The organism is Bradyrhizobium tropiciagri, assembly GCF_018130545.1.
GTDB classification, from domain to species: domain Bacteria; phylum Pseudomonadota; class Alphaproteobacteria; order Rhizobiales; family Xanthobacteraceae; genus Bradyrhizobium; species Bradyrhizobium tropiciagri_A.
Genome location: NZ_JAFCKF010000004.1, coordinates 266,846 through 292,132, shown reverse-complemented (window position 1 = coordinate 292,132; position 25,287 = coordinate 266,846). Strand labels below are relative to the sequence as shown.

Here is a 25,287-nt window from a genome sequence, read left to right as displayed (position 1 = left end):
TTGGTCTAGGATTCATGGCGCCGCTGCGCCTTGCGCACATACATCGCGCGGTCGGCCTCATCGAGAACGCGATCGAGATCCGAATGCGCGGTGAGGATCGCAACGCCTGCGGAGGCGCCCGCGGAGACCTGACGGTCGCGGAACACGAAGGTCAGGCGGTCGATCGCCTCTTCCAGCGCAGCCGCTTTGGCGCGGGCATCGGTCTCGCTGAGATTCCACAGCAGCAGCGCAAACTCGTCGCCGCCGAGCCGACCGATCACGTCGGAGGCGCGCACCTGGTCCGAGAGCGCGGCAACGATCGTCTTCAGCACCTCGTCGCCGGCCGCGTGCCCGAACGCATCGTTGATCGGCTTGAGGCGGTCGACGTCGAGCACGATCAGCGCTCCGGAGGCCTGATAGCGCTTGATGAAGGAGAGCGAGCGGGCGAGCTCGCGCTCGAAGCCGCGCCGGTTCAGGATGTCGAGCAGGAAGTCGGTCTCGGCTGAGGCCTGCAGCTCCTCGATCCGGGCCTGGGCCCGTGCCAGCTGCGCCCGCAACCTGCGGATGGTCGATTTGTCGCCGGAGGTGACCGCGCCGCGCCCGGCAACGCCGGTTCCAGCCCTTTTTGCGCCAGTCTTTTTGGTTCCAGTCTTGCCGGGTGCGGGTTTGGGCGCGGCAGTCGTGCCTTTTCGTCGTTTTGCCACCCCGGAGGCGGCCGCCGTCGTCTTCTTCTTCATGCGCATCTTTGTTGAGGCTTGCTTATGAAGGCTTGCCGGGATTCACCAAGACAGGATAGTCCATTCTAACTCCCTTGCCACGCCTTGGATGACAACCGGGCCGCCCCTATAATCGGCCTATGCTTTTGGATTCCTGAACAGAATTGAAGAGATGACCGCTCCGATCGCCATCATCATGGGAAGCCAGTCCGACTGGGAAACCATGCGCCACGCCGCCGAGACCCTGGCCGCGCTGGGGGTTGCCTGCGAAACGCGCATCGTTTCGGCCCACCGCACCCCGGATCGGCTCTATGCCTTTGCCAAGGGCGCCAAGGCGGCCGGCCACAAGGTGATCATTGCCGGCGCCGGCGGTGCCGCGCATCTGCCGGGCATGACGGCGGCGCTGACCGAGCTTCCGGTGTTCGGGGTTCCCGTCGAATCCAAGGCGCTGTCCGGCGTCGATTCGCTCTATTCGATCGTGCAGATGCCGGCCGGCGTTCCGGTCGGAACGCTCGCGATCGGCAAGCCCGGTGCGATCAACGCCGCACTGCTCGCGGCAAGCGTGCTCGCGCTCAACGATCCCGCTTTGTCGGCCCGTCTTGCGGCCTGGCGCACCCAGCAGACCGATGCGGTCAAGGACCATCCGGAGGGCACGGCGTGACGGCTTCCAACCCTGTGAAGCTGAAGCCGGGCGACACCATCGGAATCCTCGGCGGCGGACAATTGGGCCGGATGCTGGCGATGGCCGCAGCGCGCCTCGGGCTGCGCTGCCAGGTGTTCTCGCCCGATCCGGACTCGCCGGCCTTCGACGTCGTGCAGCACGCCACCTGCGCGGAATATGCCGACGTCGAGGCGCTCGAACTGTTCGCCAACGACGTCGACGTCGTCACCTATGAATTCGAGAACGTGCCGGCCGCGACCGCGATGGTGCTCGCCGCGCGGCGCCCGGTGCTGCCCGCGTACAAGATCCTCGAGACCACGCAGGACCGGCTGATCGAGAAGGATTTCATCAGCAAGCTCGGCATCGGCACCGCCGACTATGCCGATGTCTCCTCGGTCGCGACGCTGCGCAGCGCGATCGAGCGGATCGGCCTGCCGGCCGTGATCAAGACCCGCCGCTTCGGCTATGACGGCAAGGGCCAGGCCATCATCCGTCAAGGCGACGACATCGAGCAGGTCTGGGACGATCTCGGCACCAAGTCGGCGATCCTCGAGGCCTTCGTGCCGTTCGAGCGGGAGATCTCGGTGATCGCGGCGCGCTCCGCGTCCGGCGAAGTCGAATGCTTCGACGTCACCGAAAACGAGCATCGCGACCACATCCTGAAGATCTCCCGCGCGCCGGCCGCGATCCCCGAAGAGCTTGCCGCACAGGCACGCGCGATCGCCGAAAAGATCGCCGCGGCGCTCGACTATGTCGGCGTGCTCGCGGTGGAATTGTTCGTGGTGCCCGGCAACGGCGACGCGACGGTGCTGGTCAACGAGATCGCGCCGCGCGTGCACAATTCCGGCCACTGGACGCTCGACGGCGCCTCGATCTCACAGTTCGAGCAGCACATCCGCGCGATCGCCGGCTGGCCGTTGGGCAAGCCGGTGCGCCATGGCGAGGTCACCATGACCAACCTGATCGGCGACGACATCCTGAACTACGAGCAGTGGCTCAGCGTTCCCGGCGCCACCGTGCATCTGTACGGCAAGGGCACGCCGCGCCCGGGCCGCAAGATGGGCCACGTCACCGAAGTGACGCCGCCCCGCAAATCATAATTCCACAGAGGCGCTTCGACGCATCGATGGAAATGGGATCGTGGCAAGCACGATCCCATTGGATCACGCCGTCTTCACACCGGCAACGATGCCGGTCGGCTCGTCGCTGAGCCAGCGATAGATCACGCCGCCGAGCGCGCCGCCGATCAGAGGCGCGACCCAGAACATCCAGAGCTGCGCCAGCGCCCAGCCGCCGACGAACAGCGCCGGCCCGGTGCTGCGCGCTGGATTCACCGAGGTGTTGGTGACGGGAATGCTGACGAGATGGATCATCACCAGCGCAAGGCCGATCGCGAGCGGTGCGAAGCCGGCCGGCGCCTTGCCATGGGTCGAACCCATGATGATGAACAGGAACATCATGGTCATCACGACCTCCATGATGAAGCACACCACCATGCTGTACTGGCCCGGCGAGTGCGCGTCATAGCCGTTGGAGGCAAAGCCCTTGCTGACATCGAAGCCGGGCGCGCCGCTGGCGATCACATAGAGCAGCCAGGCCGCAACGATGGCGCCGATCACCTGCGCGATGATGTAGGGCAGCACCTGGCCGCCCGGGAAACGCCCGCCCGCGGCGAGGCCGACCGTCACGGCCGGGTTGAGATGGCAGCCCGAGATATGGCCGATCGCATAGGCCATGGTCACCACGCTCAGCCCGAAGGCCAATGACACGCCGACCAGGCCGATTCCGACATGCGGAAAGCCGGCCGCGATGACCGCGCTGCCGCAGCCCGCGAATGTGAGCCAGAACGTACCGATCAGCTCGGCAGCGTATTTCTTCATATCCATGTGGCATCTCCCCTATTTCCAATGCCCGGGTCATCCAAAACGCCGGGAGCGGCCCTCATCTGGGCGCCAAACCACCCAAATCAGGGCCGCACAATGGCATTTTCGCCCTATTTCGTGGCTTTACTAGGCCCGAAAGTCACTCGACCGGTGGACATCTGCGCGTTTGTCTGATACATGCGCGCGCCTAGGGTTAAGAGGCAGGCCTTTTGCCGCCCCTTCACCTCGCCAGAATTCCGAACCGATCAATTCAAAAGAGGATGCCGCGTGCAGGTTCTCGTCCGCGATAACAATGTCGACCAAGCCCTGAAGGCGCTGAAGAAGAAGATGCAGCGCGAGGGCATTTTCCGCGAGATGAAGCTCCGCGGTCACTACGAAAAGCCCTCTGAGAAGAAGGCCCGTGAAAAGGCCGAGGCCGTGCGCCGCGCACGCAAGCTGGCCCGCAAGAAGCTGCAGCGCGAAGGCCTGCTGCCGATGAAGCCGAAGCCGGTGTTCGGCGCTGGTCCCGGTGGCGACCGCGGCGGCCGTCCGGGTGGTGCAGGCGCTGGTCGCGGCCCCCGCTGAACCGTTTCGCCGATCTGGAAGTCTAACAGCGCGGGCCACGGGCCCGCGTTGTCGTTTTGAAGCAGGTCGCGTTCCAGGGATCCCATGCAAAATTACCGGCAAAACTACCGGCAAGAGCATTTTGCATGAAGGTTGCTCCGGCACCCCGCCCCCTGTTTCCGGAACCTGCGCACCGCCGTCGCGCGCTGCAACTCGTTATCGCTGCAATGGTGCTCGGCCTGCCGCTCGGGGCGTGCTCCTTCGACTTGGGATCGTGGGGCTCGAACGACAAGCCGAAACCGGCCGCCACCGCCGACAAGCCGGCCGCCGACAGCATCACGCCGCAGGACATCAACAGCGCCAGGGATCACGCGACGCGTGGCCAGGTGCTGGCGCATTCCGGCAAGCTCGACGAGGCGCAGGCGGAGTTCGAGCAGGCGCTGACGACCGATCCCTACAACATCCAGGCCCTGTACGGCCGTGGCCTGATCTATCAGGGCCGCGGACAGCATCAGGAGGCGATCGACGATTTCACGGCGGCCAGCGGGCTGTCGCCTCAGAAGGCCGAGCCGCTGGTCGGCCGCGCCACAAGCTACCTCGCGCTCGACAAGGCCAAGCAGGCCGCCACCGACCTCGACGAGGCCGTGCAGGCCGATCCCAACAATGTTGCGGCATGGAGCGCCCGGGGCCAGGCCTATGAGCGGCTCGGCGACAAGGCCAAGGCGGCGGCGTCCTACAATCGCGCGCTCGCGCTGCGGCCCGGCGACGGCAACGCGCGCAGCGGGCTGGCCCGCACCGGCGGCTGATTTATCGGCTTACTTGGGCAGGACGGCGTGGAACATCGACTTCATGCCGGAGAACATGTCGTCGGTCACCGAGGTGTGGTCGTTCTTCGGCGCGGGCATGGCCGCATCGGCGCGCAGGTCGAGCGGCGCCTGGATCACCGGGACCGGAATGTCGGCCGGCGGCGTCAGCCGGTTCGAATCCTGCCCATCGGCGTAGGGCGGACGCTGCTGCGAGGATTGATCGACGTTCTCAGTGGACGGGTTCGACACCATGATCGTCGGCGGCAACGGCCGGATCGCCGACGTGGTTGCCGGACGCTGCGCCTCAGGCAGGCGGGCGATATCGGTGCGCTGAGCGTCCTGGGCGCGCGCGGCCTCTTGCGGACGCTCCTTGCGCAGCCGCTCGATGGCGGCACGCGCGAGATCGTTGGCGTCGCGGTTTTCCTCGGTTGCCGTTGCGGTCTCGGCCGGAGCGGCTGAGGTCGCGGGCGCGGCCGGCTGCGGCGCGGCGGGCGTCAGCTTTGCGACGGCCTTCGGCGCCGCCGTGTGGTGGCGGGTGTCGGTCGGGATGCTGGCGGTATCAGCCGGCGTGTCAGGCTTCTGGTCGGCGGATTTCTCGGCGGGCTTCTCGGTGACGGTCGCCTTCTCGGACGCCGACCGCTCGATCAGCGTGCGCTCGGACATGCCCTTGGCCTTCACGCCGGCTTCGGGGAGGCTGCTGACAACGGTGGCGGGCTTGGCGGCAGCTTTGGGATCGACGGCGGCGGACACGGCTGCGGTGGCCGGCGCTTCCGGCCTGGCCACGATGTAGTGATTGACGATGTACGCCCCGATGATGGTCGCTGCCACCGAGGGTAAGATGTCCATCACAAATTTCTTCAGGTAACTCAGCATGACCTGCCACTCCCCGCCCCGTTATTTCATGCTGGAACTTTGAGGCACATTCAGGGATCAACTGCGTCGGATCGGTGGCAAACCCCCGTTCCGACGTCACCTTTGGTGTCACTTTGGTTTCAGCGGAGGCGCCCCCTGCGTAGGCCGCATCCACCTCTTAATTCATCGTGCAGCCGTTAACGGCTTATGAATTTCCACAGCCGCGCCCGCTCGGGGCTGCCATTCTGCGCGCGCAGGGTTACCGCCCGCATCAGGGCTTGAGCTCGACCTCGAGGAACACGATCTCGCTGGCGGTCTCGTTGAGCACGTCGTGCTGGACCCCGGCCTTGCGGAAGTAGGACTTGCCGGCCCCGAGCTGCGCCTTCGAGCGGTCGCCGTTCGGCGCCACGATGGTCATCTCGCCGGTCGTGATCGGAACGATGACGTAGTCCATCTCGTGGGTGTGGTGGCCGGTGGCGCTGCCGGGCGCGAGCCGCCATTCGGTCACGCGAACCTCCGCCGTATCCACCTGCACGTCCGATTTGGCACTAAGCATCGTCACTTCTCCAAGTTTCTTGTTTGAGCGTATCGTGCCCTACGGCACGAAGACCATGAACACGAACACGGCGAACACCACCATGTGAACCAGCCCGAACAGGATGTTGGTGCGACCGGTTCCGAAGGTGAGCATGCTGACCATGAAGGTGAGCAGCAGGATCAGCATATGCTGGTTGCTGAGCCCGAGCACCAGTTCCTTGTCGAGCACATGGGCGGCAAGCGCCACGGCGGGAACCGTGAGCCCGATGGTCGCGATCGAGGAGCCGAGCGCGAGATTGATGCTCTTCTGGAGGTCGTTCTTGCGCGCCGCAGCCACCGCCGCAACGCTCTCCGGCAACAGGATCAGCGCCGCCACTACCAGGCCGGCAAAAGCCGGCGGCGCGCCGATCTTGATGGTGACGACATCGACCACCAGCGAGAATTTCTTGGCCAGCAGCACCACCGCCAGCAGCGACACCAGCAGCAGGACGACGCTGATCACGGTCTCACGGTCCGACATCACCTCGCCATGCGCCGCCGCCTCGTTGGCGCCACCGACGAAGTAATCGCGGTGGCGGATGGTCTGGGTGTAGAGGAATACCGCGTAGAGCAGCAGCGTCACGACACTGATCACGGCGAGTTGGGCCGTGGAATAGATCGGGCCCGGCGCGGTCAGCGTGAAATTCGGCATGTCCAGCGTGATGGTCGCGAGCACGAACAGCACGCTGAGATAGAGGTTGGCGCCGGTGATCTGGAAATCCTGCTCGCGGTAACGGATGCCGCCGATGAAGATGCAGAGCCCGACCAGGCCGTTGCAGACGATCATCACCACCGCGAACACGGTGTCGCGCGCCAGGGTCGGCGCCGGGGTGTCGCCCAGCATGATGGTCGAGATCAGCGCCACCTCGATGATGGTCACCGCGAGCGTCAGGAGCAGCGTGCCGAACGGTTCGCCGATCCGCTCGGCAATCATCTCGGCGTGATGGACCGCCGCGAACACGGTGCCGAACAAGATCACCAGCAGCACGATTGCGAACACCCAGCCGGGGGCCGACGGCGCGAAGCCGTAACCGGTGACTGTGACCGCGGCGAACAATAGCACCGCCAGAACAGGATACAGCCAGGCCGACCGTGGCATCGGTCCGTGTGCGCTCATCGTGGGATCCCCTCACTTCCGATGCCGCGATTATGCGATAGACAATCGCCCCCGTCAGCCTCTTGCGGCGTCGATAAACGGTCGCGCCGTCCCCGTCGCACCGAAATCGTCGAGGTTGTCGTGCCCGCCACCGGGCAGTCGCACGAACTGCTTGGGCTCATGGGCGAGGCCGAACAGCCGCTCGCCGAAACGGATCGGAATCACCGGATCGTCGGTGCCATGCATGATCAGCAGCGGCACCGTGACGCCGCTGATTCGCCGGTCGGAATGGAATTGATCCCGCATCAACAGGCTGACCGGCACAAACCAGAAGTGCTCGCCGGCGACGTCGGCCGTCGACGTGTAGGGCGCCTCCAGGATCAGCCTGCCGACCGGATGTGCGGCGGCGAGCGCGACCGCAACGCCGGTACCGAGTGAGAAGCCCCAGACCACGATCTGCTCGGCACGGTATCGCGCGGTGGTGAACGCGTAGGCTGCCGCAGCGTCCTGCAGCAGACCTTGCTCGCTCGGGGATCCGCTCGAGCCGGCGTAGCCACGGTACGACAACGCCACCAGCCCGGTGCCGTCGGCGGTGATCGCCTTGAAGCGCGCGACACGGCCGGCAAGGAAATCGCCATTGCCGGGAAAGAACAGCACGACAGGCCGGCCGGGCTTCGCCGGCACATGCCAGACGATCACCTTCTCGCCGTCATCAGTGGTCAGGACATGCTCTTCGGCCTCGGGAAGTCCTGCGGCCGCCGGCGCAGTCCGCCCGACCGGCGGGATCGGAAACAGCATCTCGCGCTGCTTGACGAACAGCACCGCGAGGCCACCGAGATAGACCACCGCGGCGACGATCAGCAGCCATTTCAGGATCGTCAGAACCACGCGCAAATCCCGCCTGCCGCTCTCAATTTCCGCTCTAGATCTAGTGTGTCGGATGATGTGAGACCCCATCGCTACTTTGCATGGGGTTGTTTTCGCCGTTTTTAGTCCCGCCCCTGATCTTTAGTAGCCGCCGAGAGGGGCCTGCGCCTCGAATTGAGCAGTCTTTCGACCTCGAGCCTGATGCTGTCGGGAACGGGCCGGCAGGCGCAAACATGCGCATGCGTCACATGCCACGCGATGCGCTGCTCGCGCGTGGCTCGGGGTGGCATGCGATGGTGTCGATGCCACTCCCGGTTCAGGGCCATCAGTGTCAGGCCATCGCCTTGACGATGTTCTCGGTGACCTTCTTGGCGTCACCGAGCAACATCATGGTGTTGTCGCGGTAGAACAGCGGATTGTCGATGCCGGCATAGCCCGACGCCAGCGAGCGCTTGATGAACATCACGGTGCCGGCCTTCCAGACCTGCAGCACCGGCATGCCGTAGATCGGCGAGGTCTTGTCCTCTTCCGCCGCCGGGTTGGTGACGTCGTTGGCGCCGATCACGAAGGCGATGTCGGCCTGGGCGAACTCCGAGTTGATGTCCTCGAGCTCGAACACCTCGTCATAGGGCACGTTGGCTTCGGCCAGCAGCACGTTCATATGGCCGGGCATGCGGCCCGCGACCGGGTGAATGGCGTATTTCACCTCGACGCCTTCCTTCTTCAGCAGGTCGGCCATTTCGCGCAGCGCGTGCTGGGCCTGCGCCACCGCCATGCCGTAGCCGGGCACGATGATGACCTTGGAGGCGTTCTTCATGATGAAGGCGGCATCATCAGCCGAGCCGAGCTTGGCGGGCTTCTGCTCGCCACTGCCGCCGCCGGCCGCCGCGGTCTCGCCGCCGAAGCCGCCGAGGATCACCGAGATGAACGAGCGGTTCATCGCGTGGCACATGATGTAGGACAGGATCGCACCCGACGAGCCGACAAGCGCGCCGGTGATGATCAGCGCCGAGTTGCCGAGCGTGAAGCCGATGCCGGCCGCGGCCCAGCCGGAGTACGAGTTCAGCATCGAGATCACGACCGGCATGTCGGCGCCGCCGATCGGGATGATCATCAGCACGCCGAGCGCCAGCGCGAGGATGGTGATCATCCAGAAGTCGAACGCGCTGCCGGACAGCACGAGGCCGACGATGAAGAACACCAGCGCCAGCGCCAGCACGATGTTGATGACGTGGCGGGCTGGCAGGATGATCGGCGCGCCGCTCATCCGGGCCGAGAGCTTCAGGAACGCGATCACCGAGCCGGTGAAGGTCAAGGCGCCGATCGCGACGCCGAGCGACATCTCGACCAAGCTCTGCGGATGGATGTTGCCGGGCGTGCCGATGTCGAACGCCTCGGGCGCATAGAACGCGCCGGCGGCGACCAGCACCGCGGCCATACCGACCAGCGAGTGGAATGCGGCGACCAGCTCGGGCATCGAGGTCATCGGCACCCGGCGCGCGATCACGGCACCGATGCCACCGCCGATCGCGACCGCGAGGATCACCAGCAGCCAGGCTACGCCATCGGCCGGCGGATGGCTCGCCAGCGTGGTGGCGACCGCGATCGCCATGCCGATCATGCCGAACATGTTGCCCTGGCGCGACGACGCCGGGCTCGACAGGCCGCGCAGCGCCAGGATGAACAGGACGCCGGCGACGAGATAGAATACTGCAGACAGATTGGCGCTCATCTCAGGTCCCCCAAATTCTTACATCACCCCGAGGTGGTTGCCGTTACTTGGCTTTCTTCTTGTACATCGCCAGCATGCGCTGGGTGACCAGGAAGCCGCCGAAGATGTTCACGCAGGCGAAGATCAGCGCGACGAAGCCGAAGCCGCGGGCCCAGCCCGAGCCGCTCGAGACCATGCCGACGCCGACCGCGAGCAGCGCGCCGACCACGATCACCGACGAGATCGCGTTGGTCACGCTCATCAGCGGCGTGTGCAGCGCGGGGGTCACCGACCACACCACGAAATAGCCGACGAACACGGCGAGAACGAAAATCGACAGCCGGAACACGAAGGGATCAACGGCCTGCGCGATATGCTCCATGGCTTCTCTCCTTACTTCGGCTGGAAGTTGGGATGGATGACGGCGCCGTCCTTGGTCAGCGCGGTGGCCTTCACCAGCTCGTCGTCCCAATTGACCGCGAGCGCCTTGCTGGCCTTGTCGACCATGGTCTCGATGAACGAGAACAGATTGCGCGCATACAGGCTCGAGGCCGACGCGGCGACGCGGCCGGCGACATTGGTGTAGCCGACGATCTTGACGCCGTCGGCCTCGACCACCTCGCCGGGCTTGGCGCCCTCGACATTGCCGCCACGCTCGACCGCGAGATCGACCAGCACCGAACCGGGCTTCATCGATTTCACCATCTCACCCGACACCAGCTGCGGCGCCGGACGACCCGGGATCAGGGCGGTGGTGATCACGATGTCCTGCTTCTTGATGTGCTCGGCGGTGAGCGCGGCCTGCTTGGCCTGGTACTCCTTGGACATTTCCTTGGCGTAGCCGCCGGCGGTCTGCGCGTTCTTGAACTCCTCGTCCTCGACGGCGAGGAACTTCGCGCCGAGCGATTCGACCTGCTCCTTGGTGGCGGGGCGCACGTCGGTCGCGGTGACGATGGCGCCCAGCCGCCGCGCGGTCGCGATCGCCTGCAGGCCGGCGACGCCGACGCCCATCACGAATACCTTGGCGGCCGGAACGGTGCCGGCGGCGGTCATCATCATCGGGAAGGCGCGGCCGAACGCCTCGGCGCCCTCGATCACGGCGCGGTAGCCGGCCAGGTTGGCTTGCGAGGACAGCACGTCCATCACCTGGGCGCGGGTGATGCGCGGCATCAATTCCATCGCGAAGGCGGAAACGCCGGCATCGGCCATCGCCTTCAGCGCGGCCTCGTTGCCATAGGGGTCCATGATCGCGATGACCAGCGCGCCGCGCTTGTACTTCGACAGTTCCGAGGCTTCGGGCCGCTTCACCTTGATGATGATGTCGGCATCCTTGAGCGCGTCGGCCGAGACGGTGGCGCCGGCAGCGGTGAGCTCCGAATCGGGCAGGCCCGACTTGACGCCCGCGCCGGGCTCAACGGCCACCTCGGCGCCGATCGCCTTGAACTTCTTGATCGTATCGGGCGAAACCGCAACCCGCGGCTCGGACGGATCGATTTCCTTGGCAACGGCAATCTTCATGGGCCCTCCCCCGGCGGCGCAAGCGCCGCACGCGTCTTCAAACTAGCGTTATTTTCGCCAGATTGGATACCCGGTATTTGCAACCGGGCTCGATCAGAAATTCCGGCACCGCCGCGGGACGGCGGCACCGCTAGCCGGTCAGGGATCAGACCAGGAAATAGGCCATCAGGGCGAGGAGGATGGCGACGCTGATGGTGCCGTATTTGACCAGCACGAGAAACCCTTCATAGGTCTGCTCATGCGCCACGTAATCGTTGCCGTCGGCGGTCGTGTAGGCCACTTCGCTATGGTCTGCCATCGCTGTCCCCAGTCAGAAATTCGCGTTCCGCGAGCCATTACCGCAAACGGGTTGGCAGGGCAACGGCGTGGTCCCGATCGGGCGATTTGAAGCACAAATTGTCCCCGGCCCGGGCGTGCTGCGACGGTCCGCGGCTCGCGCCCGGGCAGGATTGATCCCCGAAACGCCGGTGTCATGGAATGATCATACCGCCCGGCGCAAAAACGCAGGGCGTTCCCGCCCGGCCCGGCCGACCGCACGGTAGAACGCCGATGGGCCTCAGCCCATCGCCTCCAGCTCGTCGATCATGCCGGCGATCACGGACAGGCCGCCGTCCCAGAATTTCGGGTCCTTGGCGTCGAGCCCGAATGGCCGCAGCAGCTCGGAATAATGCTTGGTGCCGCCGGCGGCGAGCATGTCGAGATAGCGCTCGGCAAAACCCTCGGAGGCGTGCTCGTAGACCGCATAGAGCGAGTTCACCAGGCAGTCGCCGAACGCATAGGCGTAGACGTAGAACGGCGAATGGATGAAGTGCGGGATGTACATCCAGAACGTCTCGTAGCCGGGCTTGATCTCGATCGCCGGCCCGAGGCTCTCGCCCTGCACGCTGAGCCAGAGTCGTCCGATCCGCTCGGCGGTGAGCTCACCGTTCTTGCGCTCGGTATGGACCGCGCGCTCGAATGAATAGAACGCGATCTGCCGCACCACGGTGTTGATCATGTCCTCGACCTTGCCCGCGAGCAGCGCCTGGCGCTGTTTCGCGTTCTTGGTCTGGGACAACAGCCGCTTGAAGGTCAGCATCTCGCCGAACACGCTGGCGGTCTCCGCCAGCGTCAGCGGCGTCGGCGCCATCAGCGCGCCGTTCTTCGCCGCCAGCACCTGATGCACGCCATGGCCGAGCTCATGCGCCAGCGTCATCACGTCGCGCGGCTTGCCCTGGTAGTTCATCAGCACATAGGGATGCGCCGACGGCGTAGTCGGATGCGAGAACGCGCCCGGCGCCTTGCCGGGACGGACCGGCGCATCGATCCAGCGATCGTCGAAGAAGCGCTCGGCGATCTCCGCCATTTTCGGCGAGAAGCCGTTATAGGCCGACAGCACCATGTTGCGCGCCTCGGGCCAGGCAATCGTGCCGGTCGCCGCGAACGGCAACGGCGCGTTGCGGTCCCAGTGCGGCAGCTTCTTCTTTTTGAACCAGCCGGCCTTCAGCGCGTAATAGCGGTGCGACAGCTTCGGATAGGCCGCGCGCACCGAGGCGACCAGCGCATCGACTACCTCGCGCTCGACGCGGTTGTTGAGATGGCGGGAGTCCGCGACATCCTGGAAGCCGCGCCAGCGGTCGGAGATTTCCTTGTCCTTGGCGAGCGTGTTGGTGATCAGCGCGAAGGTGCGCTCATTGTCCTTGAAGGTCTTGGAAAGCGCCTGTGCCGCCGCCTTGCGCTTGTCGCCCGCCTTGTCCTGCAACAGGTTCAGGGTCGGCTCGATCGCGAGCTCCTTGCCCGAGACCTTGAAGCGCAGGCCGGAGATGGTCTGGTCGAACAGCCGGTTCCAGGCCGCGTAGCCGCTCTGCGCCTTTTCGTGAAAGAGCTGCTCGACGCGATCCTCGAGCTGGTACGGCTTGTCCTTGCGCAGATCCTCGATCCACGGCCGGTAATGGCCGAGCTCCGGCTCGGCCATCGCGCGCTCGATCACCTCATCGTCAACCCGGTTGAGCTCGAGCGAGAAGAACAGGAGATGCACCGAGGCGGCGGTCAGCCGCTCGGAAATATCGCCGTAGAATTTCGAGATCGCGGGATCGACACTGTCGCCGGCATGGATCAGGCCGGCATAGGAGCCGAGACGGCCGGCCAGGTCGTCGATCGCCTCATAGCGCCGGATCGCCTCGGCGAGCCACTTTCCGCCACCCTCCCTGCCGGTATTTTCGGCAAGTTTGCCCTTGTAGTCGGTCTCAAACGCGACGCAATCTGCATCCATTTTCTGCAGATCGCGCGCGACTTCCGGTGCGTCGATGCCGGCGTAGAGATCTGCCAGATTCCATTCCGGAAGCTTGCCGGTCTTGCTGGCTGCCTTTTTCGCCGCTGGGCCGGTCGCGGTCGATTTGCGTGGGGCCGCCGACTTGCGCAGCGCGGCCTCCTTGCGGAGAGCGGCCTTGCCGGGAGCGGATTTAGGGGAGGCAGTTTTGGAGCGCGGGGTCATCTTGTTCGTAACCTTAGTTCAGTCGGAAAGATGTCGGCGGCGGCGGAATGAAAGCGGGTTTGCAAGATTTAAGAGTGCGTTAATCGGCATCGGCGACAGTGCCCCGATTCGAGACAAATAATCGTAGCGTGCGGGGAAAACCATGGCTGCCACCATTTTGATCGCCGATGACGACGCAGTACAGCGTCGTTTGGTTGAAAACATGGTGCAGAAGTGCGGCTATGAGCCCCTCGTCGTGGACAGTGGCGACGCGGCGATAGCGGCCCTGACTGCATCCGAGACGCAGGCGATAGACGCCGTCGTGCTCGACCTCGTGATGCCGGGCCTCGACGGACTTGGAGTCCTCGCAAAGATTCGTGAAGCTGGTTTGACCATCCCGGTCATCGTGCAGACCGCGCATGGCGGCATCGACAATGTGGTGTCGGCGATGCGCGCTGGTGCCCAGGATTTCGTCGTCAAGCCGGTCGGCTTCGAGCGGCTGCAGGTGTCGCTGCGCAACGCCCTCAACGCCTCGGCGCTGAAGGGCGAATTGCAGCGCATCCGCCACAGCCGCGAAGGCCGGCTGACCTTCTCCGACATCATCACCCGCAGCGAGGCGATGGCCGGCGTGCTGCGCACCGCGCAGAAGGCCGCATCCTCGACGATTCCGGTGCTGATCGAAGGCGAGTCCGGCGTCGGCAAGGAACTGTTCGCGCGCGCCATCCACGGCAGCAGCGAGCGCAAGGCCAAGCCGTTCGTTGCGGTGAACTGCGGGGCGATCCCGGACAATCTCGTCGAATCGATCCTGTTCGGTCATGAGAAGGGTGCCTTCACCGGTGCCACCGAACGCCATCAGGGCAAGTTCGTCGAGGCCCATGGCGGCACGCTGTTCCTCGACGAAGTCGGCGAATTGCCGCTGGCCACGCAAGTGAAGCTGCTGCGCGCGCTGCAGGAAGGCACCGTCGAGGCGGTCGGCGGCCGCAAGCCGGTCAAGGTCGATGTCCGCATCATCTCGGCGACCAACCGGAGGCTGCTCGATCTCGTGAAGGGCGGCCAGTTCCGCGAAGACCTGTTCTATCGCCTGCACGTGCTGCCGCTGACCATCCCGGCGCTGCGGCAGCGGCGCGAAGACATTCCGCATCTGCTGCGGCATTTCCTGGCGCGGTTCTGCGCGGAGGAGAACCGCAACATTACCGGCATCAGCGGCGATGCGATGGCCCATCTCTCCCAGCTCGACTGGCCGGGCAATATCCGTCAGCTCGAGAACACGGTGTATCGCGCCGTGGTGATGAGCGACGGCGACCAGCTGGTCCTGGCCGATTTCCCGCAGGGGCCCACGCATCCAGCGCCGGAAGGCAAATCGCTGCAGGGCGAACCGCTGGTGGTGTCGCCGTCGACGGCGCCCGCGATGATTTCCGGTAATGAAATACCGGTAACAGCCGCCCTCCCCACCGCCGGCGGCCTCTCGATGCTCAATGCCGCGGGCGAGATGCGCCCGCTAGAAGATCTCGAGAACGAGATCATCCGGTTCGCGATTTCACATTATCGCGGACAGATGTCGGAGGTCGCGCGCCGCCTCAAGATCGGCCGCTCGACGCTCTACCGCAAGCTCGATGAAGCTGCGGCGGGCACACGCGCAAGCGACGCCACGTAAGTCGACGGGCTCTTGGGGCCGACCAGACAATACCAGGGAACCTTTTGAACCGTGTCGTAGCGGTGACAGACAAAGGCTGTGCCGCGTGGCAAAAACGCACAGCCCGAGCGAAATCAGCTGCTTCGAGGTCAGTTTGTCGTGAGTTGCCCCGCATGGCGCTGGCTGCATAAGAGGGGCAAATGTATCGTCTGCGTTCGTTGCGTGCAGGCGTGCGAGTCGATCGAGAAGCCGGCGCTTTCGCGCAAGCTATGAAACAAATACTGATTTGAACTGTTCCAGTTTGACGAGGGGCAGTTCCACCCAGGGGGTGTGACAATGCGTGACTGTTCGAACAACCGTCGGGGATTTGACCGCGTATTGACGGCCGTCGCGGCAACCTTCCTCGCGGTGTCCGCGACCTCGGCCTTCGCGCAGGACACGCCCCGCTCCAGCACCTCTGAACTCGCGATCGACGCCGCGATCCCGCGCCCCGAGCCGGCCAACGTGCCGCCGCCGACCGCAAGCGATTTCAAGGCCGACACCACCGCCGCGCTGCCCGACGCCGCCAAACCGGCCGACGTGAAGCCCGCCGATGTGCAGGCCACCGAGGCCAAGCCGGCCGATGCAAAGCCTGCCGACGCAAAGCCGGCGGAACCGGCCACCGCGAAGGCCGTCGACCCGAAGCCGGCCGATGTCGCAACGAAGCCTGCTGACGCGCCGAAGGCGGACGCACCGAAGACCGATACCGCGGTCGCGCCATCTGCAACTCCGCCCGCGCCGGCCACCGCCACCGCGCCGTCCGCAAGCCCAGCGCCGGCAACGGCCGCGGCGCCCGCCGCAGCTCCTGCTCCCGCGACGGCGGCTGCCCCGGCGACCGAGCCCGCAAAGGCGGCCAGCAATGTCGCCTCCGAAGATCAGCCGGTCGCCGACAAGCTGCGCGAGCTGCTCGCCGGCAAGACGCTGCGTACCTTCGACCGCAAGAACGAGCGTGCCGCAGCCGAGAAATTCTATTCGGCCCGCGACTACGCGCCTGTGTTCACCAAGGCCGGCAAGCTCACCGACACCGGCAAGGGCGTCATCGCGCGCCTGAAGGATGCCGCCGCCGACGGCCTCGATGCATCGGACTATCCGGTGCCGGATTTCGCCGCGGCGACGACACCCGACGCGCTGGCCGATGCCGAGCTGAAGCTTGCCGCCAGCATGCTGGACTATGCGCGCCAGGCGCAGAGCGGCCGCATGCACTGGTCGCAGGTGTCGGCCGATATCCTCTATCCGGAGCATCCGACCGATCCGGCGGAAGTGTTCGCGAACGTGACCTCCGCCAAGGACGCCTCGGCCGCGCTCGACGGCTACAACCCGCCGCAAAAGCTCTACAAGGAGCTGAAGAAGAAGCTCGCCGAGCTGCGCGGCCAGGGCGACGGCCCTGTGATCACGATCGCGGACGGCCCCGCGCTGAAATACGTGCCGGCGCGCAAGAAGCAGGCCGCGGTCGAGATGGACGATCCGCGCGTGCCGGACCTGCGCAACAAGCTCGGCGTCACCGAGAATGCCGACAGCACCAAGTATGATGCGACGGTTGCGCGCGCGGTCGAGAAATTCCAGAGCAGCGTCGACCTCAAGGCGACCGGTGTGCTCGACGAGCGTACGGTCAAGGCGCTCAACAATCCGAAGCGCGATCGCCAGATCGACACCGTGCTCGTCAACATGGAGCGCTGGCGCTGGCTGCCGCGCCAGCTCGGCGCCGCCAATCTCGGCAATGCCTATGTGATCCTCAACATCCCCGACTACACGCTGAAGGTGATGCAGAACGGCGCGCAGGCATGGACAACGCGCGTCGTCACCGGCAAGCCCGGCCAGCATGCCACGCCGCTTTTGACCGAGACGATGAAGTACATCACGGTCAACCCGACCTGGAACGTGCCGCCGTCGATCATCTACAACGAGTATCTGCCGGCCTTGCAGCAGGATCCGACGGTGCTGCAGCGCATGGGCCTCAAGCTCGAGCGCAACCGCGACGGCACGATCCATATCTCGCAGCCGCCCGGTGAAGCCAACGCGCTCGGCCGCATCCGCTTCAACTTCCCGAACAAGTTCCTGGTCTATCAGCACGACACGCCGGACAAGTATTTGTTCGCCAAGGACGAGCGCGCCTTCAGCCACGGCTGCATGCGCGTGCAGAACCCGGATCAGTACGCGTCCGTGCTGCTCAACATCGCCGAGCCGAACCAGCACTACACGCCGGAGCGGATCCGCAGCATGTACGGTTCGAGCGAAGTCGACCTGAAATTCCCGACGCCGATCCCGGTCAACATCACCTACCAGACCGCGTTCGTGGATGATGCCGGCAAGCTGCAGTTCCGCAGGGACGTTTACGGCCGCGACGCCACCATGCTGTCGCTGCTCAAGAACAGCCGCGGCAAGGATCTCGAGACGGTAGTGGCGCACGCCCAGCCGAGCTATTCGCGGCCGCCGAGCAGCAGCCTGCCCGCAGGTGTCAACGTCGCAGGCGACAACAGCGGCTTTGGCTCTTCCGGACCGAACTTCTTCGAGCGCCTGTTCGGCGGATTCGGACAGCCGGAGCCGCAGCCCGTCCGCCGCGGCCAGGCCCAGCAGCAGCGCCGGGTGATCACCCGGTAATCTGCCCCTCGGCCCGATTGACCTAAATATTGAAGCAAAATCAACGATCTCGCTCAAAAGGCGAGATCGTTTATGTTAACCATTTCCGGTGCCCGCCGGGGGACAGGGCTATCTTTTGCCACAGTCCCCCAGTTAGTTAAGCCTAACTTGGGGGCGGGTCGGTAAACCTCGGTTAACCCTCCCGCTTTAAGAAAGCGTTCACCGTCTTTCGCGGGGGGTCTGCGAAAGGTGCCGACCGAACGCTCGTCGACTTGGGTGGGCTCATAGTGCTGGCTGTCCTCGCACGCCGCTACAATCTGCTGTCACTACCTAAGGCCGGGTACCAAGTCGGCCTGAGCGCGCTATTGCTGTTGGCGGGCGCCGGATCCGTGCACGATGCGACGGCGCTGAACCAGACCCGTACCCTCTCCTTCCACCACACCCATTCCAACGAAGACCTCACCGTCACCTTCAAGCGCGATGGCCGTTACGACGAAGCCGCGCTGAAGCAGCTCAATCACTTCCTGCGCGACTGGCGCTCCCAGGACGAGACGGTGATGGACCGTCACCTGTTCGATATCCTCTGGGAGGTCTACAACGACGTCGGCGGCAAGCAGCCGATCCAGATCGTCTCCGCCTATCGCGCCCCGGCCACCAACGCCATGCTCCGCCGCCGCTCCTCGGGCGTTGCGCGCCACAGCCAGCACATGCTGGGGCATGCGATGGACTTCTTCATTCCGGGCGTGCCGCTGGAGCAGATCCGCTACGCCGGCCTGCGCTTGCAGCGCGGCGGCGTCGGCTTCTATCCGACGTCAGGTTCGCCGTTCGTGCATCTCGACACCGGCGGCATTCGCCACTGGCCGCGCATGACCCACGATCAGCTGGTCAAGGTGTTCCCTGACGGCCGCACCGTCCATATCCCGACCGACGGCACGCCGCTGAAGGGCTATGAACTCGCCAAGGCCGACATCGAGCGCCGCGGCAATGGCGACGATGCCGCTACAATCGGCAAGCCGACCCTGTTCGCGAAGCTGTTCGGCGTCGGCAAGTCGGGTGACGATGAAGACGAAGGCGGGGCTGCCGTGAACGACAAGCCCGCCGCCAGCACCGTGGTTGCCGCCGCAGCGCCCGCCAAACCCGCCGATCCAATTCCGCTGCCGCGCGCCAAGCCGCAGCAGTTCGCCGCCGCGATCCAGCTTGCCGCCGCCGATGCGCAGGTCGTCCCGATGCCGAAGGCCAAGCCGGCGGTGCAGGTGGTGCAGACGGCCGAGAACACCGCGCCGCAATCGCCCGCCGACATCATCAATGCCCGCGGCTTCTGGGGTGACGAGGCGGCGACGCCGAAGCAGGCATCGGACGCACAGATCGCCGCGCTGAAGGCCCGTGAATCGGTCAGCGGCGCCGATCCGCAGACCACCGCCAGCGCGAGCGAAAACTTCAACAAGGCGCTGGCCTACGCACCGGCCGCGTCCTCTCCGGTCGATCGCGCCAACATCGTGGCGGCAACGGCGCCGATCCCGCACAGCGTGCGCCCGACCCGCACCGCGGCGGCGCCGGCCACCGAGATCAACACCGTCGTTGCCAAGGGCACACCGGGCGTGATCACCACGTCGGCGCGCATCTCCGCCGCCAAGGGCAACGATATCTGGATGCGCGTCGTGATGCTGGCGCCGAGCGCGAGCACCGGCATGCTAACCACGGTGCTTGGCGACACCGACATGAACATGATGCGGGCTCACTTCGTTAAACCGCAGGCCGCCGTCGCCATGACCTTCTCGGAAGACCCGATGATGGGCATGACCTGCGACCGCTTCTCAGGCTCGGCGACCGCGCTGCTGACCACCCAGTCCTTCGTGCTGCGCACCGCCTCGCTGCGCTAATCTTTTCCCGGAAGCCCTCCAATCAAGCCGGCAGCCCAGCCTTGACCAGGCCGGCCTCGTAACGCGCCCGGTCGGGCTCGCGCTTGTAGTGCTGGGTTGCCAGATGGGCAGCCACCGAGAAGGTCGGCTCGCGCTTCAGCACCTCGGCGGCATGCGCGGAGGCCGCAACCGGATTGCCCATCTGCGCCAGCGTCGCCGCCAGGAAGGCGTGATGGGTATGGTCGGGCCGCGTGATCCGGGAGAACGCCTCGGCCGCGTCGGCGTATTTCTCGGCGCAATAGCAGGCCCGGCCGAGATGGCTCCAGAACCGCTCCGGATGGAACGGATTGAGCCGCATCGCCCGCTTGATCCAGTCGATCCCCTCCTCCGGCCGCCCGAGCCAGGTCAGGAGCTCACCCTGCTGCACGACGACGAGGTCGTAGTTCGGGTTCAGCGCGAGCGCGCGCTCCTGGTGGAACGTTGCCTTGTCATGGTCGTCGCGGTTGAGATTCAGCGCGGCGAGGATCCGGTGCACGTCGCTGTCATTATCATCGAGCTTGAGCGCGATCTCGAGCTCGCCGGCGACCTGCGCCATGGTCGCGTCGCGGTCGGCACACCAATTATAGACCCAGGTCTGGCCGAGCACGCAGGCCCGCCAGGCGTGGGCATGGGCATAGTTGGGATCAAGCACGATGGCCCGCTCCAGCAGCCGCTGCGCCTCCGTATTGTCGTCCCGGGCCGAGCGGTGATGCAGCACCTTGGCGGCGAGCACGCACTCATAGGCCGCCATGTTGTCGGTCGGCTTGCGCTTGACGCGGTCATGCGCGGCGGCCTCGACCCGACCCGGCAAGGTTGACACGATCGCGCGCGTCATCTCGTCCTGGATCGCGAAGATATCGGCAAGCTCGCGGTCATAGCGCTCGGCCCAGACGTGCCGGTCGGCCTCGGCATCGATCAGCTGCACCGTGACGCGGATCCGGCCGCCGGCCTTGCGCACGCTGCCCTCAAGCACATAGTCGACCGCGAATTCCTTCGCGACGTCCTGCACCTTCACGGCCTTGCCCTTGTACACGAAGGTCGAGTTGCGCGAGATCACCAGCAGATCGTGGAAGCGCGACAGCTCGGTGATGATGTCCTCGGTCAGGCCGTCGGCGAAGAACTCCTGCTCGGGATCGCCGCTCATGTTGGCGAGCGGCAGCACCGCAATCGAAGGCTTCTTGGCGATGACTTGTGCCGCCGTCGCGCTCTTCACCTGCTCGGGCGCGCTCCCGGAATCCGATTGGAAGTGGATGCGAAAAACCCTGATCGGACGCGCGATGTTCTTCACAGTCTGATCGCCGAGATCCTCGAAGCTGAGGTCTTCCAGGCGATCGCCGACCTGATCGCGGACCGCGCCGGAAATGCAGATGCCGCCGGGTTCGGCCAGCGTCTCCAGGCGGGACGCGACATTGACGCCGTCGCCGAAGATATCGGCCCCGTCGACGATCACATCGCCGAGATTGATGCCGATGCGAAACTGCATCCACCGCGCCGGCGCGACGTCGGTGTTGCGCTTGGCCATCCGGCGCTGGACCTCGGCCGCGCACAGCACCGCATCGACGACGCTGTGAAACTCGACCAGCATGCCGTCGCCGGTGGTCTTGATGATGCGGCCGCGATTTTTGGCGATGGCCGGATCGATCAGCTCGATCCGATGGGTCTTCAAACGCGCAAGGGTGCCGGTCTCGTCAGCCTCCATGAGGCGGCTAAAGCCGACCATGTCGGCGGCGAGGACCGCAGCGAGCCGGCGCTCTGGTCCTGGCACGTCCATGTGAACGATCTGCCTGGGTACCTCACGCGCAGTCTAGCAAATCCCGGGATGTCGCCCAAGCCTCGACGGGGGTGTCCGGTGGGTGGCTTGAGTGGGTACCTTGGACGGGTATCGTGGCCTGGTTGCCTTCGCGGGCCCCGAAATGCAGCCTGGCGAAGACCGGTCTCAGAGACATCGACGAGGAGCCAAGGATGGCTGCAACAGTGACGGGCATCTCTTCCATGGCGACCCGTCAGATCCTGACGGAGCTCGGCAGCGCCTTCCAGAACAACACCGGACAGACGATCAGCATCGAGTCTGTGGGCGGCGTCGATGCCGCCAGGCGCGTCCGCGCCGGCGAAGCATTCGACATCGTCGCGCTCGCGGACGACGCCATGAGACAGCTCGCGGCCGACGGCTTGCTCAAGCCGGAGAGTTGCACGGGCTTCGCGAGGTCGGCCATGGCGGTTGCAATCCCTGCCTGAGCGAATTTCTCGATGTCCCCGGCGTCGTGGTCGCTGGACCGCTGCCCGCGGACGTTCAGTCCGTAACCTTGTTTTCGTGCGCCATCTGCGCCACGGCCTCCAACGAGGCCGGTGCGCGCGCCTTCATCGGATATCTGACATCCGCGGACGCCGATGCAGCCAAGCGTCGTTACGGCATGGAGCGGGCGTGAAAGATCCTTGCGCCTTTCGCGCCGCCGCTTCCAAGGATCAGAGCATCCCGAGCGCCTGCATATAGGTCTCCAGGATGGTCTCCTGCTCCTGGCGCTCGTTGGCATCCTGCTTGCGCAGCCGCACGATGGTACGCAGCGCCTTGACGTCGAAGCCGTTGCCCTTGGCCTCGGCATAGACGTCGCGGATGTCGTCCGAGATGGTCTTCTTTTCTTCTTCCAGCCGCTCGATGCGCTCGATGATGGACCTGAGCTGGTCCTTGGCAAATCGCGTTGCGGGTTCGTCCTGAACGGCGGCAGATGCGGTGGCCATTGCGTACTCCTGAAATGGCGTTGAAACGTCGCGCGAATACGCGCCACGCGCACCGCTTGCTGCGGGCGACCCTCGATTTTGGCGCGCGTTCCGTCAAGGAATCATCGCGCTCATCCACAGCGCGCCCACAGGAGATGCTGAGGGCCGCGGAACTGACGTCACACAGGCTGAGATTTAATGCCCGCTTTGGGCCTTCTTCATCGCCGCAAGCTGCTCCGGCGAGGCGCTGCCCTGATACTTCGCCTTCCACTCTTCATAGGGCATGCCGTAGACCGCCTCGCGGCTCTCGTCCTTGCTCACCGCAAGGCCCTTGGCGTCGGCCTCTTCCTTCATCCAGTTGGACAGGCAATTGCGGCAGAAGCCGGCGAGGTTCATCAGGTCGATGTTCTGCACATCGGTCCGGTTGCGGAGATGACTGACGAGGCGCCGGAACACCGCGGCCTCTAGTTCTGTTCTGGTTTTGTCGTCAATACTCATGATCGTGATCCCGGTGAATGGCGTTCACCATATTGATATCAGGTAGGAATTGTCACAGATTTTGCCATATCCGCGCGCAATACGGACCTGTCCAGCCACCCCTGCCATGGTCCCACAGCGTGGGAGATGGGCGCCCGCCCGTTGACAGTGCCTGCCGGGCACGCGAAATCGACAATGATTTGATATAGCCTCGCCGCATGAGCCCAAAAGATTCTCCCGCCTCAGCTCCCCGCGCCATCCGACTGACGCTCGCCGGCCTCCTGCCGGTGCTGGCGCTTTTCGCGGCATGCCTGTGGACGAGCCCGGCGGCGGCCGATTTCCGGCTCTGCAACAACACCTCGAGCCGGGTCGGGATCGCGCTCGGCTACAAGGACGCCGAGGGCTGGACCACCGAAGGCTGGTGGAACGTGTCGTCGCGGACCTGCGAGACCCTGCTGCGCGGCAACCTTGTCGCGCGCTACTACTACATCTACGCTCTCGACTACGATCGCGGCGGCGAATGGTCCGGCCAGGCCTTCATGTGCTCGCGCGACAAGGAATTCACCATCAAAGGTACCGAGAATTGCCTAGCGCGCGGCTTTGACCGCACCGGCTTCTTCGAGGTCGACACCGGCGAGCAGCGTGCATGGACCGTCCAACTGACCGAAGCCAACGAACAACAGCCGCAGAAAGTACCGGGAATGCCGGGCGGCGTAGCCCCGGGAAGCCCCGGCGCGATGCCGGGCCTGCCGAACCCGCCGCCGGGCGCAACACCGCCGGGCGCGCCGGGTCTGCCGCCAGCCGCAACGCCCGGAAACAAACCATGAGACGACTGCGCCGAATCAAGATCCTCGCAACGCTCGGCCCGGCCTCTTCAGACAGCGCGATGATCCGCAAGCTGTTCGAGGCGGGCGCCGACGTGTTCCGCATCAACATGAGCCACACCCCGCATGACAAGATGCGGGAGCTGGTCAAGACCATCCGCAATGTCGAATCGAGCTACGGCCGGCCGATCGGGATCCTGGTCGACCTGCAGGGGCCGAAGCTGCGGCTCGGCGCCTTCGCGGAAGGCTCGACCCAGCTCAAGAACGGCCAGAGCTTCATCCTGGATTCCGACAAGACACCGGGCGACAACAGTCGCGTCCAGCTTCCGCATCCGGAAATCCTCGCCGCGCTCCGCCCCGGCCACGCACTGCTGCTCGACGACGGCAAGGTGCGGCTGATCGCCGAGGAGACCTCGCCCGAGCGCGCGGTGACGCGCGTGGTGATCGGCGGCAAGATGTCGGACCGCAAGGGCGTCAGCCTGCCCGACACCGACCTGCCGGTCTCGGCGATGACCCCGAAGGACCGCGCCGATCTCGAAGCCGCGCTGCCGGAGGGCATCGACTGGGTCGCGCTGTCCTTTGTGCAGCGGGCCGAGGACGTGCTCGAGGCCAAGAAGATGATCCGCGGCCGCGCCGCCGTGATGGCCAAGATCGAGAAGCCGCAGGCGATCGACCGCCTCGCCGACATCATCGATGCGGCGGACGCGCTGATGGTGGCGCGCGGCGATCTCGGCGTCGAGCTGCCGCTGGAGCGGGTGCCGAGCCTGCAGAAGCAGATGATCCGGATGGCGCGCCGCGCCGGCCGGCCGGTGGTGGTCGCGACCCAGATGCTGGAATCGATGATCCAGTCGCCGGTGCCGACCCGCGCCGAAGTCTCCGACGTCGCGACCGCGGTCTACGAAGGCGCCGACGCCATCATGCTGTCGGCAGAATCCGCGGCCGGCAAATTCCCGGTCGAGGCGGTCTCGACCATGAACCGCATCGGCGAGGAAGTGGAGCGCGACCCGACCTATCGCAGCGTGATCAACGCCCAGCGCGTCGATCCCGAGCCGACGGTCGGCGATGCCATCGCCGACGCCGCGCGGCAGATCGCCGAAACGCTCGATCTGTCGGCGATCATCTGCTGGACCTCGTCAGGCTCGACCGCCGTCCGTGTGGCACGCGAGCGCCCCAAGGTGCCGGTGGTGGCGATCACGCCGAACCTCGTCACCGGGCGCAAGCTGTCGGTCGCGTGGGGCGTGCATTGCGTGGTCGCCGAGGACGCGCACGATCTCGACGACATGGTCGACCGCGCCGGCTCGATTGCCTTCCGCGACGGCTTTGCCAAGGCCGGCCAGCGCGTCATCATCGTCGCCGGCGTGCCGCTCCGCGCGCCCGGCACCACCAACATGCTGCGCATCGCCTCGGTCGGCCCGAACGGCGACGCGCAGGTCTGACGGTCACGCCGTCACGTCCGGCTAAGGC

25 protein-coding genes are annotated in these 25,287 nt (G+C 65.5%); 11 read left to right on the top strand and 14 right to left on the bottom strand.

Annotated features, from left to right (window positions below):
* Positions 1-5: 5 nt before the first annotated feature.
* The gene (locus tag JQ616_RS19005) at positions 6-722 is read right to left on the bottom strand and encodes a GGDEF domain-containing protein (RefSeq protein ID WP_212016838.1); all 717 of its coding nucleotides are present in this window, start codon (positions 720-722) and stop codon (positions 6-8) included.
* A 145-nt stretch (positions 723-867) separates the two neighbouring features.
* On the opposite strand from JQ616_RS19005, the gene purE reads away from it, so the two are divergent.
* Positions 868-1,356: a 5-(carboxyamino)imidazole ribonucleotide mutase gene (gene purE, locus JQ616_RS19000; protein ID WP_212016836.1), complete on the top strand. Its 489-nt coding sequence runs from the start codon at positions 868-870 to the stop codon at positions 1,354-1,356.
* Positions 1,353-2,456: a 5-(carboxyamino)imidazole ribonucleotide synthase gene (locus tag JQ616_RS18995; RefSeq protein WP_212016834.1), complete on the top strand. Its 1,104-nt coding sequence runs from the start codon at positions 1,353-1,355 to the stop codon at positions 2,454-2,456. Before purE ends, JQ616_RS18995 begins: the two co-directional genes overlap by 4 nt.
* Before the next feature lie 63 nt (positions 2,457-2,519).
* Here the strand turns inward: JQ616_RS18995 and aqpZ are convergent, their stop codons facing one another.
* Positions 2,520-3,242: an aquaporin Z gene (aqpZ, locus tag JQ616_RS18990; RefSeq protein ID WP_212016833.1), complete on the bottom strand. Its 723-nt coding sequence runs from the start codon at positions 3,240-3,242 to the stop codon at positions 2,520-2,522.
* Positions 3,243-3,506: 264 nt separating this feature from the next.
* On the opposite strand from aqpZ, the gene rpsU reads away from it, so the two are divergent.
* Together rpsU and JQ616_RS18980 are read left to right on the top strand one after the other, a co-directional pair.
* Positions 3,507-3,803 carry a 30S ribosomal protein S21 gene (rpsU, locus tag JQ616_RS18985; protein ID WP_021078544.1) on the top strand — a complete coding sequence of 99 codons (297 nt, stop codon included), beginning with the start codon at positions 3,507-3,509 and terminating at the stop codon, positions 3,801-3,803.
* A gap of 125 nt (positions 3,804-3,928) precedes the next feature.
* Complete coding sequence (locus JQ616_RS18980; RefSeq protein ID WP_212016831.1) at positions 3,929-4,588, top strand: tetratricopeptide repeat protein; 660 nt, start codon at positions 3,929-3,931, stop codon at positions 4,586-4,588.
* Positions 4,589-4,597: 9 nt separating this feature from the next.
* Here JQ616_RS18980 and JQ616_RS18975 read toward each other — a convergent pair whose 3' ends face one another.
* From JQ616_RS18975 to JQ616_RS18935, 9 genes are all read right to left on the bottom strand, one after another.
* Positions 4,598-5,434, bottom strand: a complete 837-nt coding sequence (locus JQ616_RS18975; RefSeq protein WP_349630020.1) for a hypothetical protein — start codon at positions 5,432-5,434, stop codon at positions 4,598-4,600.
* A gap of 277 nt (positions 5,435-5,711) precedes the next feature.
* Complete coding sequence (locus tag JQ616_RS18970) at positions 5,712-5,996, bottom strand: cupin domain-containing protein (protein ID WP_212016827.1); 285 nt, start codon at positions 5,994-5,996, stop codon at positions 5,712-5,714.
* Between the two features lie 39 nt (positions 5,997-6,035).
* On the bottom strand, positions 6,036-7,133 hold the full coding sequence (locus tag JQ616_RS18965; protein ID WP_212016825.1) for a calcium:proton antiporter: 1,098 nt from the start codon (positions 7,131-7,133) through the stop codon (positions 6,036-6,038).
* A 54-nt stretch (positions 7,134-7,187) separates the two neighbouring features.
* The gene (locus JQ616_RS18960) at positions 7,188-7,994 is read right to left on the bottom strand and encodes an alpha/beta hydrolase (RefSeq protein WP_212017843.1); all 807 of its coding nucleotides are present in this window, start codon (positions 7,992-7,994) and stop codon (positions 7,188-7,190) included.
* 316 nt (positions 7,995-8,310) lie between these two features.
* On the bottom strand, positions 8,311-9,711 hold the full coding sequence (locus JQ616_RS18955) for an NAD(P)(+) transhydrogenase (Re/Si-specific) subunit beta (RefSeq protein WP_212016823.1): 1,401 nt from the start codon (positions 9,709-9,711) through the stop codon (positions 8,311-8,313).
* A 43-nt stretch (positions 9,712-9,754) separates the two neighbouring features.
* Positions 9,755-10,072, bottom strand: coding sequence for a proton-translocating transhydrogenase family protein (locus JQ616_RS18950; RefSeq protein ID WP_195785907.1), 318 nt, complete (start codon positions 10,070-10,072; stop codon positions 9,755-9,757).
* Positions 10,073-10,083: 11 nt separating this feature from the next.
* On the bottom strand, positions 10,084-11,208 hold the full coding sequence (locus JQ616_RS18945) for a Re/Si-specific NAD(P)(+) transhydrogenase subunit alpha (protein WP_212016821.1): 1,125 nt from the start codon (positions 11,206-11,208) through the stop codon (positions 10,084-10,086).
* 145 nt (positions 11,209-11,353) lie between these two features.
* Positions 11,354-11,506: an aa3-type cytochrome c oxidase subunit IV gene (locus JQ616_RS18940; RefSeq protein WP_097676083.1), complete on the bottom strand. Its 153-nt coding sequence runs from the start codon at positions 11,504-11,506 to the stop codon at positions 11,354-11,356.
* 258 nt (positions 11,507-11,764) lie between these two features.
* A complete protein-coding gene (locus tag JQ616_RS18935) occupies positions 11,765-13,681 on the bottom strand; it encodes a M3 family oligoendopeptidase (protein ID WP_212016819.1) in 1,917 nt (638 codons plus the stop codon).
* A gap of 142 nt (positions 13,682-13,823) precedes the next feature.
* Here JQ616_RS18935 and JQ616_RS18930 point away from each other — a divergent pair, with 142 nt between their 5' ends.
* From JQ616_RS18930 to JQ616_RS18920, 3 genes are all read left to right on the top strand, one after another.
* Complete coding sequence (locus tag JQ616_RS18930; RefSeq protein WP_212016817.1) at positions 13,824-15,314, top strand: sigma-54-dependent transcriptional regulator; 1,491 nt, start codon at positions 13,824-13,826, stop codon at positions 15,312-15,314.
* 315 nt (positions 15,315-15,629) lie between these two features.
* Complete coding sequence (locus tag JQ616_RS18925; protein WP_212016815.1) at positions 15,630-17,930, top strand: L,D-transpeptidase family protein; 2,301 nt, start codon at positions 15,630-15,632, stop codon at positions 17,928-17,930.
* A gap of 266 nt (positions 17,931-18,196) precedes the next feature.
* Positions 18,197-19,789, top strand: a complete 1,593-nt coding sequence (locus JQ616_RS18920; RefSeq protein ID WP_212016812.1) for a DUF882 domain-containing protein — start codon at positions 18,197-18,199, stop codon at positions 19,787-19,789.
* A 22-nt stretch (positions 19,790-19,811) separates the two neighbouring features.
* Here JQ616_RS18920 and JQ616_RS18915 read toward each other — a convergent pair whose 3' ends face one another.
* On the bottom strand, positions 19,812-21,578 hold the full coding sequence (locus JQ616_RS18915) for an adenylate/guanylate cyclase domain-containing protein (RefSeq protein ID WP_212016810.1): 1,767 nt from the start codon (positions 21,576-21,578) through the stop codon (positions 19,812-19,814).
* Positions 21,579-21,769: 191 nt separating this feature from the next.
* On the opposite strand from JQ616_RS18915, the gene JQ616_RS39335 reads away from it, so the two are divergent.
* Both JQ616_RS39335 and JQ616_RS39330 read left to right on the top strand, forming a co-directional pair.
* Positions 21,770-22,042 (top strand): substrate-binding domain-containing protein, encoded by a 273-nt coding sequence (locus tag JQ616_RS39335; RefSeq protein ID WP_249136992.1) that lies wholly within the window; start codon positions 21,770-21,772, stop codon positions 22,040-22,042.
* Positions 22,043-22,068: 26 nt separating this feature from the next.
* Positions 22,069-22,233, top strand: coding sequence for a substrate-binding domain-containing protein (locus JQ616_RS39330; protein ID WP_349630019.1), 165 nt, complete (start codon positions 22,069-22,071; stop codon positions 22,231-22,233).
* Between the two features lie 37 nt (positions 22,234-22,270).
* Here the strand turns inward: JQ616_RS39330 and JQ616_RS18905 are convergent, their stop codons facing one another.
* Together JQ616_RS18905 and JQ616_RS18900 are read right to left on the bottom strand one after the other, a co-directional pair.
* A complete protein-coding gene (locus tag JQ616_RS18905) occupies positions 22,271-22,543 on the bottom strand; it encodes a DUF2312 domain-containing protein (protein ID WP_212016808.1) in 273 nt (90 codons plus the stop codon).
* Between the two features lie 174 nt (positions 22,544-22,717).
* The gene (locus tag JQ616_RS18900) at positions 22,718-23,020 is read right to left on the bottom strand and encodes a DUF1244 domain-containing protein (RefSeq protein ID WP_212016806.1); all 303 of its coding nucleotides are present in this window, start codon (positions 23,018-23,020) and stop codon (positions 22,718-22,720) included.
* Positions 23,021-23,217: 197 nt separating this feature from the next.
* On the opposite strand from JQ616_RS18900, the gene JQ616_RS18895 reads away from it, so the two are divergent.
* Complete coding sequence (locus JQ616_RS18895) at positions 23,218-23,826, top strand: DUF1036 domain-containing protein (RefSeq protein ID WP_212016804.1); 609 nt, start codon at positions 23,218-23,220, stop codon at positions 23,824-23,826.
* Positions 23,823-25,259, top strand: coding sequence for a pyruvate kinase (gene pyk, locus JQ616_RS18890; protein WP_212016802.1), 1,437 nt, complete (start codon positions 23,823-23,825; stop codon positions 25,257-25,259). Before JQ616_RS18895 ends, pyk begins: the two co-directional genes overlap by 4 nt.
* Positions 25,260-25,287 lie beyond the last annotated feature (28 nt).